The organism is Caballeronia mineralivorans PML1(12) (genome assembly GCF_001028175.1).
Classification (GTDB): Bacteria; Pseudomonadota; Gammaproteobacteria; order Burkholderiales; family Burkholderiaceae; genus Caballeronia; species Caballeronia mineralivorans.
Genome location: NZ_AEJF01000245.1, coordinates 71095 through 84131, shown reverse-complemented (window position 1 = coordinate 84131; position 13037 = coordinate 71095). Strand labels below are relative to the sequence as shown.

At 56.5% G+C, this 13037-nt stretch carries 7 protein-coding genes and 4 pseudogenes; 6 read left to right on the top strand and 5 right to left on the bottom strand.

The genetic code is table 11. From position 1 onward, the window contains the following. Positions 1-343: 343 nt before the first annotated feature. Positions 344-523, top strand: a complete 180-nt coding sequence (locus EOS_RS40155) for a hypothetical protein (RefSeq protein ID WP_047846622.1) — start codon at positions 344-346, stop codon at positions 521-523. A 12-nt stretch (positions 524-535) separates the two neighbouring features. Continuing rightward, positions 536-2155: an IS66 family transposase gene (locus tag EOS_RS40150; RefSeq protein WP_200908758.1), complete on the top strand. Its 1620-nt coding sequence runs from the start codon at positions 536-538 to the stop codon at positions 2153-2155. Between the two features lie 1182 nt (positions 2156-3337). On the opposite strand, the gene EOS_RS40145 is transcribed toward EOS_RS40150, so the two are convergent. The 4 genes and pseudogenes from EOS_RS40145 to EOS_RS46035 form a co-directional block, all read right to left on the bottom strand. Further along, on the bottom strand, positions 3338-5098 hold the full coding sequence (locus tag EOS_RS40145; RefSeq protein ID WP_047897782.1) for a hypothetical protein: 1761 nt from the start codon (positions 5096-5098) through the stop codon (positions 3338-3340). 535 nt (positions 5099-5633) lie between these two features. Continuing rightward, a pseudogene (locus EOS_RS45300) lies at positions 5634-5834 on the bottom strand (transposase domain-containing protein); the annotation flags it as partial. Positions 5835-5965: 131 nt separating this feature from the next. Further along, positions 5966-6181: pseudogene (locus EOS_RS46040) on the bottom strand (tyrosine-type recombinase/integrase); the annotation flags it as partial. 22 nt (positions 6182-6203) lie between these two features. Further along, a pseudogene (locus tag EOS_RS46035) lies at positions 6204-6419 on the bottom strand (response regulator transcription factor); the annotation flags it as partial. Positions 6420-6551: 132 nt separating this feature from the next. Between EOS_RS46035 and EOS_RS40140 the strand changes: the two are divergent. From EOS_RS40140 to EOS_RS40130, 3 genes and pseudogenes are all read left to right on the top strand, one after another. After that, positions 6552-7674, top strand: a pseudogene (locus tag EOS_RS40140) (ATP-binding protein). 419 nt (positions 7675-8093) lie between these two features. Next, positions 8094-8966 carry a manganese catalase family protein gene (locus tag EOS_RS40135; protein ID WP_047897781.1) on the top strand — a complete coding sequence of 291 codons (873 nt, stop codon included), beginning with the start codon at positions 8094-8096 and terminating at the stop codon, positions 8964-8966. Positions 8967-9413: 447 nt separating this feature from the next. Then, on the top strand, positions 9414-10832 hold the full coding sequence (locus EOS_RS40130; protein WP_053064220.1) for a PAS domain-containing protein: 1419 nt from the start codon (positions 9414-9416) through the stop codon (positions 10830-10832). 267 nt (positions 10833-11099) lie between these two features. On the opposite strand, the gene EOS_RS40125 is transcribed toward EOS_RS40130, so the two are convergent. Continuing rightward, entirely contained in the window at positions 11100-11834 is a 735-nt protein-coding gene (locus tag EOS_RS40125; RefSeq protein ID WP_047897780.1) for an IS6 family transposase, read from the bottom strand. 205 nt (positions 11835-12039) lie between these two features. Between EOS_RS40125 and EOS_RS40120 the strand changes: the two genes are divergently transcribed. After that, positions 12040-13017 (top strand): PhnD/SsuA/transferrin family substrate-binding protein, encoded by a 978-nt coding sequence (locus tag EOS_RS40120; protein WP_047897779.1) that lies wholly within the window; start codon positions 12040-12042, stop codon positions 13015-13017. The last annotated feature ends 20 nt before the right edge of the window (positions 13018-13037 follow it).

The window sequence follows — 13037 nt, the reverse complement described above, 5'->3', positions numbered from 1 at the left end:
ACGTTGCCCCGAGACTGGTATACGCACCAGTATTCGCAAAAACGCCGGATGTTACTGGACTACCTCGGACCGCCAAAGACAAAAAACCCCGCAGGCACAAGGCTTTACGGGGTTTCTCGGACTTCTTCGGATTGCTCCGGACTACGTGTTGCAAGAGGACTCAGACTATTGTAACTGCTCATAAACCCGGGGCAGTCGCGTCAGGCGTTGCGTCGCCCTTGACCCGCTCATCAAGCCAGGATGTAAGCGACGAGCTTCTCGTAGGCCGCAAGAAATTTCAGTTGTAAACAGTGGCCGGCGATGTTAGCTTTCGTCGCGTCGCCACTCTCTACGTTGCCAGGTCATGAGCATCTCTCAAAAATTTATCCCGCCGGATATCGCGCGAGACGAATTGACGCCGCGGGAGCTTGAATTGCTGGCGGTGCTCGAGCAACTGACCGATATGGTCAATCGCCAGCAAGAGCGGCTTCAAGCACTGGAACAGGAAATCGCCCGGCTGCGCAAAGCCGGCAAGCGCGCATAGCCTCACGCAGTCGTGAGGAAGAAACTTGCTGCGCCGTATATCCCCAAAGTCGAGCACACGCCCGCGGTCATGAAGCTGCTCGCCTGGGGTGAAGGCCTCATCGAAATCATCCTTCGCCTGCAGGAGCAGGAGTTGCATCTGAAGGATGAAGTCGCCGTGCTCAAGGGTGAGAAGAAGCGCCCGAAGTTCAAGCCGAGCCGCATGCATGAGGAGGCCGGCAAAACCTGCGCGCCTGATCGGCAGCAGCAAACGAAGCCGGCCAGACGACGTGGTAAGCCCAGCAGGAGCAAGACCGCCCAACTGAAGATCGATTGCGAAGAGATCATCGAGCCGGCCGGGCGGATCCCGCGAGGCTCCCGATTCAAAGGGTATCGAGATTTCGTGGTGCAGGACCTGGTGATCGGCTCTCGCAACACGCGCTATCGGCTCGCACGCTGGCAAACACCAGACGGCAAGACCTTGAGCGGGCAGTTTCCCCGGGCAGTCGCCGGCAGCCACTTTGGCGCAACGCTGGTCAGCTATGTGCTGTACCAGCACCACCATTGCCACGTGACGCAGCCGCTGTTGCGCGAGCAACTGCGCGAATGGGGCATCGAGATCTCGTCCGGGCAGCTGAACGCGCTGCTGCAAGAGGGCAAGGAGCGCTTTCACGCGGAAAAAGACGGGCTGTTATCGACTGGCCTGGCGCTTTCAGCATATGTGACGGTCGATGACACGGGCACGCGGCATCAAGGCAACAACGGCTACGTCACCCACATCGGTAACGAGCATTTCGCCTGGTTCAAAAGCACGTGTTCGAAGAGCCGCATCAATTTCCTCGAGCTGCTCGGCGCGGGACATGGATACCAGATCAACGAAGACGCGCTCGCTTACATGAAAAAGCAGGGGCTCTCGCAGGTGTTCCTGCAGGCGCTGCGTGAGCACGACCGCGCAAGCTTTGCCGATCAGCGCGCGTGGCAGCGCCACCTCGACGGCCTGGGCATGGATGTTGCCCGCTACCGCAACATCGCCACCGAGGGCGCGTTGCTGGGCAGTCTGAAGCGGCGCGGCGTGGCCCAGGATCTTGCCATCATCAGCGATGACGCCGGACAGTTCAACGTCTTGATTCACGGCTTATGTTGGGTACACGCGGAGCGCCTGGTTCACAAGCTGCTGCCGTTGAATGATCAACACCGTGAGGATATTGCACGTGTGCGCAGCGGGATCTGGTCGCTGTACGCGGACCTCAAGGACTACAAGCGTCATCCCACCCTCAAACGCAAGCGCGAACTGCAAGCGCGCTTTGACGCGGTCTTCACCCAGAAGACCCGCTACGCGACACTCAACCGTTTGCTCAGGCGGATTCACCTGAACAAGTCCGAGTTGCTGCTGGTGCTGGAGCGACCTGAGGTCCCACTGCACACGAATGGCAGTGAGCGCGATATTCGCGATCACGTGAAAAAGCAGAAAGTCAGTGGCGGTACGCGCAGCGAGCTCGGTCGGCAATGTCGCGATACGTTCTCCAGCCTGAAGAAGACCTGTCGTAAGCTGGGCATCTCATTCTGGAATTACCTGACCGATCGCATTTCATGCAGCGATCACATCCCACTACTGCCGCACCTGGTTGAACAACGCCTCGTTCACGCTGCTTGAACAGGATGCAGCCGTTCGCCCCGGCTTTTTGAGTAGTTACAGACCATTTATGTAAGTCATTGAAAAAATGGTGTTTTATTTTTATCGATAGCCAATATGTACTCACTTTTCATTCGATCAAGCGGCGCGGCCGGATGAGGTGAATAGTAATAATTTGCTGGACCTGTCTAACTCGGTCTATGGATCCGTCGACCGCTTGGAACCACTTGATTGGCACGTGTCGAACCCGGCCTTGGCGTCGATTTGCGCAAAGCTCCTCTTAAGGTTCGGGTCCTTCGGTTCAGTGTGATCCAACTGGGATCCACGAGGGCCTTGCCGGTTCATTGGAATATCGCGTTCCGCAAAACGCACTGGCACCCAATCGTCATAGTGAGGGGCAGCCATGAATACATCCAATCACATGGCCGTGGAGGAGAGTCTACGTAACCCGGGACGTGTTAGACGGTATGCGCATGATCCGGACGACGGACAGCGCGTCGATGCGGCCTAGCGGCGGCTTGATGCACGTCATCAAGAGCAACTGAGAATGGTTTACATGTGGAAGGCCGGACGGGAGGTTGTCTGCCGACACCGGAGGACGAGACGGCATCTGTCGGGTGCCACCATTCTTGAAAAGTCGATCCTTGAATTTAAGGCGTTTTTTCAGGAAGGGCGGCACGGTCGAAGCAGCACGTGCCATGGAAAGTGAAATATCCGTGTACGTATGCCGCGTTAGATGAAAATCCAAGGCGCGCGGGTGAATTCCGAAACACCTCGTTTGACGCAGCCGGTTTAGCCCGCGGATGGCAGGGACCGATCACATGTACTCGTCATTGACAGGCAAAAACCGGCCAAATGCAGACTGTCGACGCTGACACCCAGGCGGGCGACGTCTGCAACAACTCAGGCAATCTGTAGTGGGCGGAGCCGCTGATCGCGCTCGACTCAAATCGGCAAAAAACAAACCGGCGATCCTCAATCCACCAATCCAATTCGTTCGTTGCTGAGGGGTACCCTCATGAAACGCTGATATAGCGCTGTGCAAGCGAGGTCCAGCCATTTCAGTTGGCTCGAAGGATAAAGGAAATGCAGCTCCAATACGAAAAGCAGCATTCAAATCCTCTATGAACCCGAACGCTGCTCAACCTTGTAAAAGCCTTTTGTTAAGGCTTCCTGCTTTAGAGGTACGCCACTGCAACCTGATCAATAGGTGATGCTGTTGTAACCATAGGTGCCGAGCCCACTTGCATAGGAGCCGCTGAGATTCAGCTTGCCGCGGGCAACCTCGCTTTGCCTGGTCTGGCTGAGGAGCCAGTCATAGCTATATGTAATGCCGTTGGCATAGACCCAGGTCAACTTATGGCTGCCATTAGCCAGCGCATCCCAGTAGATGCCTAACTTGCTAGACGTCCCCAACAGAGCCTTCAGCAAGGTGTTTTCCTCCGTTTCGGACGAAGTCGTCGGGTCCCAGGTCGCATACGGAACGGTTACGCCGGCAAGGCTGCTGAAGAGCGTCTGGACCTGATTCCAATACCCGGTGGCAGTGGCATCGCCCGTCATGTTGGTAGCCAGAATATTGTCATCGGAAATCGAGTAGTACCAATTCTGCCAATTAGGGTTGGTAATAATCGTTCCGTCGGTGGGGTACGTGTAGTAGGCCTTGCCGTTATAGCTGGCGCTCTTGTTGTAGTTGTTCCCCCACTGCGACGCGATCGCCCAAATGCCCGCGAAGTAGTTATCGCGCTGGGCTGCCATATCCAGTAGCTGCATCCCGCCCATGGACTGACCGGACGCGTATATGCGATTGGTATCGATATTATATTTGGACGTAATGTAGTCCATCAGCTGCCAGGTCGCAGGTATGTATTCGTTGCCCGTCAGGTTATCGGCCACGCTCTGACCTGAGTTAGGTAGCTGCGGAATGACGACGATCAGTCCGGCGTAACCCTGAGCCTTAGCCAGCGCCTGCACCCTGTCTGAAGCATAGTTTGCCGCTTCCTGTGCCTCAGTCAGGCTGATCAGCGGGTCGTCGCCCAAGCCGCCGGCATCTTCGATGTGCAGTACAACCATGTACTTCTTGCTCGCATCGTAATCGGAGGGGACGAAGAGGCTGTACTTCAGACTAACGTTATGGTACAGGCCATCATACTCGCTGAAGCAGTTGGTGGCCTGGAAGGGGCTCCCCGCAACCATGGAAAGTATGGTTGCATTCGGATATGTGATTGCAACGCCGTTTGCTGTCGTCCCGGAATAGGATGGCGTCACATCGTCCGTATAGAGCTTATAGCCCGTGATGCCGTTGATAACATAGGAAGTGTCATCGAGAACTGTGTCCAGGTAAACGGAGTTGTCACTGCCGTCTGGGGCGAAGTTATAGTAATAGTCTGACACGTAGTTGCTTTTTACTGTTGTGCTGGGGCTAATGGTCACCTCTTCGTTGACGCTGATGAGCATCTTCTGTTCTACGCCGCCGGCCACGCCTGCTCTCCAGTAAGGGACGGCGTTAGCCAGCAAATAATTGGTGTTGAGTTCGATAATGACATAATTGCCGCTGGCGGCGCCCGTGTGATTCGTCGAGTCAATCGTCGGCGTGGAGTTCACATAGACATATGTGGGGGCGCCAGGAGTCCCAGTTTCTTGCGCAAAGGCCGGATACTTACCACTCAAACCATTCCTCGTGGCCGCTGCGGCATCATCGTAATTCTGGGCAAGATTTGCATAACTGAGGGCGTCGTAGGTATTCAGGTTCACCGAGCCCGCGTTCAGTGTGTCCTTGTAATTGAGGACAATTGCCTGGACCTTGGGGCCGTCCAGGTCAACAAAAGAGATCGTGGAGACGCTCGAAATGGCGTCGTCCGCACTGGTCGTGATGTGTACTGCGCTGCCGCAGCCGGACAGCCCCAATCCCAAAAGCATGCAGACGGCAAAGCATTTGTATTCCCTCACACTCAATGCAATTCTCATGCGATGTCTCCAACAGTTATGTACGGACCATAATCAACGACCAGATTTCGTCGAAGAATTTTGTCTCTAGTGGAATACTATCCTTCGGAGAGCTTGCGCCGCTTTGGACAAAAGTGATGTTCGACAGAACTTTTTAATGAATGAATGGTTAACCCCGAGTCCATTATTCAGATAAAATTATCGGACAATAACTGGAATGGTGTACTAAGCATCGTTCATGTTTGCCGGGCGAGGAAGTTTGGCAAATGGAGCCGTGAAACACGTCTTTGACGGCGCTACCCATCGGCATGCGCTTGGCAATCGGGAACGCGTCAGTGGAGGCTTCACATATTCCGCACAGCCGAGGTTCAACATCTTGCGTTAATTCGGCTAGTGCCGGACCGGAAAGCTGGAAGGCGCGAGAGCGTGGTTTATCGAGCGAAATTGCGGAGTATCCGCTCGTCAGAGCGCCATCCAAGTAGAAGATCAAGCTCGTCATATCCACGCTCCTCAGTAAGCGCCCGGTGATCCGAGGAGTTCGGCAGCCGACGTCAGCCTACTGTTGAAACTGAGGCTGCCAGAGGTGCGGTAACAGTTCATTGAGCCGGCTAGCGGGCTGGGTAGGGAGCCGTGTCAGGATGTCTTTCAGATAGGCGTAGGGGTCGTGTCCGTTAAGCTTTGCCGACTGGATGAGACTCATCACCGCGGCCTGGCGCCGGCCCGCACGAGCTGAGCCCGCAAAGAGCCAATTCCGTCTTCAATGCACATATTTGCATTGAAGACGTTATGCGTAGCCGAGAATTATGTTCAGTCCATCTTTGGAGAAGGACGCGGCACAAATCGCCGGGCTGATGGACAGCGATTCTCGGTCCGGCGAACTGCACATAATTATAAAGACTCCAGGAACCGAAGTATGTCGTCGGGTGGCTGATAGCGACGATTCTTTGGATTCGTTGCTGGTTGAATACTGTTCAGTGCCCGCTCCTTCATTGCTAGATCGGCTTCCAGATAGCCGTGCGTTGTCGACGGGCTTTCGTGTCCGAGCCACAATGCGATGACCGACAGGTCGACGCCAGACTGGAGCAGATGTGTCGCTGTCGAATGAGGGTCTGCGCCTGCGGCGCCTGATCTCCCGAGCCACCTCCCGACCGTCGAGTTGAGGCATCTGAATGTCGAGAATAACTAGAGCAGGAAACCACCGACAGTACTCGGCCAACACATCGACCCCGTCTTGAGCGGCCCGAACCTCGTAGCCGTGAATCTCGAAATAGTGGACATATGCGGCGAGCAAGCCAGGGGCGTCATCTGCGACAAGTAAGTGGTGAGCGCGGCCTGGGAGCATTTGCGTTTCTCCGGACTGTGCCTGCTGGGACGCAATTGGCAGACCCGAGGCGTTCGCTCGTAAGATTTCCGCATAGTATGGGTCCGGTATAGACACTCAATTCACGGCTCCTTGCCACTATTCGAGGCGCACATGCGGCTGGCCGACTTCATTTTGCGGAACATGGAAGCGATCCTTGCGCAATGGGAGGCCTTCGCTTGCACGCTGTTGCCGGCGGCCGCAAACATGAAATCGCCCGCGTTACGCGACCACACGCAACAGATCCTGGAGGCCATCGCGAAGGACTTGTCAGTGATCCAGACGAGGTATGCCCAACTCGAAAAGTCCCAGGGGCGCGCCCCGGTGATCATTGACGCTCCAGAGACCGCTGCGCAGACACACGCGATTCTACGGGCACGCGGTGGTTTCGACATCAAGCAACTGGCGGCGGAATACTGCTCGCTCCGCGCCAGTGTCCTTCGTCTATGGATGGACCACTGTCCGAGCGACGAACTGGATATGGATGACATGATCCGGTTCAATGAAGCCGTCGACCAGGCGCTCGCTGAATCGGTCAGCCTTTTCAGCGAGCAAGTGGACCAAGCTCGCAACCTATTTCTCGGAATGCTCGGTCACGACATGCGCAGCCCACTTCAAACCATTCAGATAACAACTTCATATCTCGTCGCGTTGAATGCCGGAGACGGGGTGGCGAGTGCCGCGAGTCGTCTGATTAGAAGCGGTGCCCGCATGCAATCCCTCCTGGACGACCTGTGTGATTTCAACCGGACGAAGCTAGGTCTGGGCATCAACATAGTTCCGACTAGCGTGGACCTCGCTGCCGTAATCCGCGATCAACTCGACCAGCTTCGCACGATACATCCTGATCGTCAGCTTGATCTGACGGTACAGGGGAAATGTGATGATGTCTGGGGACGGCCAACGTTTGCAGCAATTGCTCGGAAATCTCGTCTTGAACGCAGTCAAATACGGCGCGCCGAACTCACCGGTTCGGGTCATTGTGACCGGTAAGGAGGCTGATGTTCGTATCTCTGTCTCGAATAGCGGCACTGCAATCGAGCCGGTAGCCATGGAGCAGCTTTTTGAGCCCCTAAAGCGCGGCGTGGATCATAGCGCAGGATATGACGAAGACAGCCACCTCGGCCTCAGACTGTACATCGTCCGTGAAATTGCGAAGACTCACGGAGGTGAGATCCAAGTGCACTCCGAAAACGGCGAAACCGTGTTCACCGTACGACTGCCGCGCAGCAGGTAGCGACTCATCGCACCGCCCCCAAGGGCCAGGAAGTCGTCCACGTAAATAATGGCTCTATACCAACGAGCACATCGGTCAATCGAACTCCCGCAGAGTTCGTGTCACTTCACTGAGTTTCCGGCAAAGCCTTGGCGTTGGCCCCACGTGGTCAGTCAGGCAACGGAATTTGCGCGATGGGCACGGCGCATGCTGAATAACGATCGGCAACGCGTTGCCATGCGCGGCACTCTCGCCGCGCATCTGCCAGAGCGTCCGCTCTGAGAACCGGGCGCCCATCGTTGGGTGCGGACAACCATTGGGTTGCACCCGCTGTCCGGATAGATCCATGGTCGTACGCGACTTCGGACGGGTACAGGGACATCTAAAGTCCGCGTCTGCGCCCGTACGGGATTGCTTTGGCCAATCACTGGGAAAATCTCATGTTCATTCATAACAAACGCCTTCAGTACACCGTGCGCGTCGCGGCGCCGAATCCGGGTCTTGCGAATCTGCTGCTCGAGCAATTCGGTGGTCCCCAGGGAGAACTGGGTGCCGCCTGCCGATACTTCACTCAGGCCATTGGGGAAGATGATCCCGGTCGCAAGGATCTGCTGTTCGATATCGCGACCGAGGAATTGAGTCATCTGGAAATTGTCGGCTCGATCGTCGCCATGCTGAACAAAAGCGCGAAGGGTCAATTGGCCGAAGCCGTGGAGGCCGAGGCGGAGTTGTATCGTTCGATGACGGGTGGAGGAAACGACTCCCACACGACGGCGTTGCTTTACGGCGGTGGACCGGCCTTGACGAATTCGTCCGGCGTGCCGTGGTCCGCCGCATATGTGGACACGATCGGCGATCCAACGGCCGATCTGCGATCGAACATTGCCGCCGAGGCTCGCGCGAAGATCGTTTATGAGCGCCTCATCAATGTCACAGATGATCCGGGTATCAAGGAAACGCTCGGCTTTCTGATGACACGGGAAATCGCTCACCAGAAATCGTTCGAGAAGGCGTTACATTCGATCCAGCCAAACTTTCCGCAGGGCAAGCTTCCAGGCGTGCCGGAATACACCAGCGTGTACTACAAAATGTCGCAAGGTGATGATGCGACGCGCGGGCCATGGAACGAAGGTCCCGACTGGAAGTTCGTCGACTCTCCGGAACCGGCGGTGGATGGCGGGGACGGAATGGCCACGGTCAACGTATCGAAGGGCGATGTAAAGGTGCTGCAGGCAATGGCATCGAGAACGGCGTCGGATGCAAGCTCCGATCCGACCACTGGCGCTGACCTTGGCGCGGGTCAGGCCGCCTGACGTTGTTGATGGATGCGCGGCTGTCAGAATGGCCGCGCATCTAGCGCGTCGCGACCTGTCGTGAACGTCTCCTTCGAAAGAGTCAAGGGGCCGTTGTGGGGTCGATCAGCGACATTCGAACAGCACAGCTCGCGAACGCTTAACGCGCGCAGTTTTCCGAATTTTGAGACGCCCCCTTAGAGTAAGCGTTCGATTAGTGCCGTCGCGAAGTGAGGATCCGCCGTTTTTACATCATCATGGGTGGGTGCGTTCATTTCAATTCACCCTTGGTCTCCCTTTTCCCTGAAGGCGACGACTCGACGTCCTGCAAGCGACCGCTCAGCGGGTCAGCCGACAGTCGTCAGGTAGGTAAATTTGAAGTACCCATACCGGGGGGTACCCGCCGACTCTTCAGCCTCATTCAGCGGAGTAGAATGTGATGAATCGAAAGGGTCGCGCGCTCAATTTATGAAAACAGAAACCCATGAAGAAAAGAACATCCACCACCGCGGCGCAGGGAACTCATCTCAACCGTTACTTCCCTATGAAGCATTGGACTATTTACCAGATTTGATCTGCGTTATAGGGCCTGATGGATTCTACGAGTACTTCAACAAGCCCTGGAGGCAATACGCGTCGGGCAACGCAGATCAGTTCGTTTCCACTAATTGGACAGAATGCATTTATGAAGCCGATAGATGCGATGTACGCCGTGAAGTGGCGGACGCCATGGCGTCCGCCACTTCTTTCAGCATCGACCTTCGCCTTACCAATATCGAGGGCGGAGAGCGCTGGTTCCTGCTACGGGCGCACCCTCAGCTCGACGAGCGGGGGCAGATCCGCTTCTGGCTCTATATTCTGACTGATATTCATGAACGCAAACTTTATAAATTCAATCTAGCCCAGAAATCGAAGATCCAAACTGACATGCTCAATGTTAGCCTGGACTGCATCAAGGTCATCACGGCCGATGGCAAGTTGCAGCACATGAATAAGGCCGGCTGTATCGCGCTCAACGTTCAGGAAAACTCAGGTTTCGGTATGGACTGGCTGAATCTGCTCCCCGAAGAAGTCCATGAAGACGGCCGGAAAGCGCTCCGGTATGCCGGGGAAGGACGCCCTGCCCGCTTTCCCGGCATAAGTCGCCTGTCGGGGGAAGGCGTTCGCTACTGGGACAACATGCTTACGCCACTCAAGAATGGGAGTGGGGAGGTCGACACGATTCTGTGCGTTTCGCGTGATGTTACGACGCAAAAGGAAAACCAGCGCCGGATTGAACTGCTCTTGCGCGAGCTGGATCATCGCTCGAAGAACATGCTAACGGTTGTTCAGGCGTTGATCAGGCGTACGGTGCCGGACCCAAGAGCCGACTTCGTCAAAGCCCTTGATCAACGCCTTTGTTCTATATCCAGGAGCCAGGACCTGCTCATAGAAGGTCAATGGGTCGGGATTACGGTCCGGGATCTGGTTTGGTCGCAAACGGCTATCGCAGGCGGTGCGCAGGAGAAGCACATGCTCTTCAATGGCGACCCCAATTTACGGCTGCGTCCGGGGGCTGCCGAGATGATCGGCTTGGCAATGCACGAACTGGCAACGAACGCGATCAAATATGGTGCGCTCTCGAATGACTGCGGGACGGTGACGATCACCTGGGAGGTCGAGGAGAGATCGGATGGAAGGTTCTTCCACCTACACTGGAAGGAATCCGGAGGCCCCGAGGTCACGACGACACAACGACGAGGCTTTGGGACCGCCGTAATCGGACGTAATCCGTTTGCTCGCCACGGCGCAAAAGTGACTCACGCCTTTAAGGCCAGCGGGGTGAGCTGGGAATTCGAGGTGCCTGTAGCAGCTATTCTTAGCGATATCGATATCGAACTGGAGTAACAGCGCGGTCATCGGGACTTCGCCGACCACGCGGCCTACGATGAGTTCCTGCGTGAGATTGTCATGCGCGTCAACCGGTGTAACGCGGCGGCGTTCCGCCTTGAGCGCGAACAGATCACGGATCTGCCGCTGAGGCGCACGACCGAGTTCGTCGAGAAAGAAGCGCGCGTCGCACGCTGGAGCACATTTACTGTACGCAGTATTCTGTACGGCTTTGATGTCAACTTGCCGGGAGTAATACGGCACGACAGCCGGTGTGACGATTGGTCAGAAAGCGATCGACGGATTTTGGGTGACTTCGGCGAATTCGCGCCAAGCGGCGAACCGAGCAGCGAGCTGTTTGCGATAAAGTGAAGCGCGCAGCAGCTGCCGCTTGAGCGCGAAATTTTGCCTGATCGGCCCGAAGCACGAGAGGAATCGCTGTGTGCGTTTCGGGTTGCGAAAACCACGCATACGATGCTCGCGCTCACGTGTCGGTTGATGGCTATTCTCTGCGCGGTTGTTCAGCCGGGCTGCGGCTTTGACGAACACGTGCTTCACGTTCGCCAGCTCCGGGATCTCAGCCTTGGCCGCTGGGTAGCTGCGTAACTGATCGGTGACGATCTTGCGCGGCACGGGGCCCGAGCGCAACACCCGTTTGAAGAAGCGTTTGGCGGCGGCCTTATCGCGCCGCTTCTGCACCAGGATGTCAAGCTCGGTGCCATGCTCGTCTACCGCACGCCATAACAGATACGGCTCGCCTCGTAGCGTAACGAACATCTCGTCGAGGTGCCACGTGCTACCGGGCTTGCGCCGCGCGGCCTTCACCTGACGAGCCAAGCCCTTGCCGAACTTGTCGCACCAGCATCGGATCGTCTCGTATGTCACGATGACCCCGCGCTCGAAGAGTAGTTCCTCTATGTCGCGCAAGCTCAACTGAAAGCGAAAATACCAGCGCACACCGCAACTGATGACCTCGGCTGGGAAACGATGACCGCGATAGAGCGATTTCGATTTCGTCATCGCGCCATCTTACGCGACCGCCCCAACAACCTGACAATGCCTAGCGCGCGCCTTATTGCGACAAAGCCCAAAAAAGTGCCATCGAATCTCATTTTTGTGTAGAGACGCGCGAGCCATCCTCAAATATTCTTACCCCATCGAGACGATACGTACGGCGCTGGAGTCCTCATCCAGCCATCGGCGACGACTAATGCAAAGGAGATGGATGTTGACAAAAAAAGTCCCGCTCAAGATTGCGATCGCTGAGCATCCGCACACGTCGGCCATTCGTAACGGCTCCATTTCCATTGAGGGCGTGGCTGCCGAGTTCATCACAGTCCAGCCGCAGATTGGCGCGTTCCGCCGGATGGTGCGTGATGTCGAATTCGACGTTTGCGAACTGGCGCCGACGACCTACATCATCGCCCGTGCCTATGGCGCACCGTTCGTCGGATTGCCGATCTTTGTCGTGCGGCGCTTTCATCATGGCGGGCTTTTGGTGCGCCCGGACGCCGGGATCAAGACCCCCAAAGACCTGGAGGGCAAGAAGGTGGGGGTGCGCGCCTACTCGGTCACGACCGGCGTGTGGACGCGTCAAGTCCTCATTGACGAGTTCGGACTCGATTCATCGAAGGTGATCTGGGTCGTCGATGACGAGGAGCATGTCACTCAGCTCAAGCTGCCGTCGAACGTGATCCACGCTCCCGCTGGCAGCTCGCTGGCGGACATGATGGCCAATGGCGAACTGTCAGCAGGCTTTGGCGCCGCCGCAGGCATTGGCCGCACCGGCGCGCCCACGGGTGGATGGAAAGAGGTCGAGGCCGACTATCCCGATCTGTTCCCGAATGCGTCCGAGCTCGAGGCCAAGTACTACATCCGTACAGGGGTGTATCCGATGCATGGAACCATCGTCGTCAAAGACTCGGTGCTCGTCGAGCATCCGTGGATCGCGAAATCGATCTTCGACGCTTTTGCACAGGCCAAGAAGGAATGGCTGGCGTGTCTTGATGCCGGAGAGGCCACCAGCGCCAGCGACAAGAAGTATCTTGAACTGCGCAAGATTGTTGGACACGATCCACTGCCATACGGTCTTCAGGAAAACCGCAAGACGATCGAAACGTTGGAAGCCACCGCGTTCAAGCAAGGCCTCACGCCTCGTCGCATGTCCATTGATGAACTGTTTGTGGACCCACTGGCCCGCTGACCCGACGCAACTATTTTGCA

Bases quoted from the DNA above. Each gene is read 5' to 3' on its own strand.
- EOS_RS40145 (WP_047897782.1), bottom strand. From the start codon at position 5,098: ATGAGAATTGCATTGAGTGTGAGGGAATACAAATGCTTTGCCGTCTGC.
- EOS_RS40135 (WP_047897781.1), top strand. From the start codon at position 8,094: ATGTTCATTCATAACAAACGCCTTCAGTACACCGTGCGCGTCGCGGCG.
- EOS_RS40120 (WP_047897779.1), top strand. From the start codon at position 12,040: ATGTTGACAAAAAAAGTCCCGCTCAAGATTGCGATCGCTGAGCATCCG.
- EOS_RS40130 (WP_053064220.1), top strand. From the start codon at position 9,414: ATGAAAACAGAAACCCATGAAGAAAAGAACATCCACCACCGCGGCGCA.
- EOS_RS40125 (WP_047897780.1), bottom strand. From the start codon at position 11,834: ATGACGAAATCGAAATCGCTCTATCGCGGTCATCGTTTCCCAGCCGAG.
- EOS_RS40155 (WP_047846622.1), top strand. From the start codon at position 344: ATGAGCATCTCTCAAAAATTTATCCCGCCGGATATCGCGCGAGACGAA.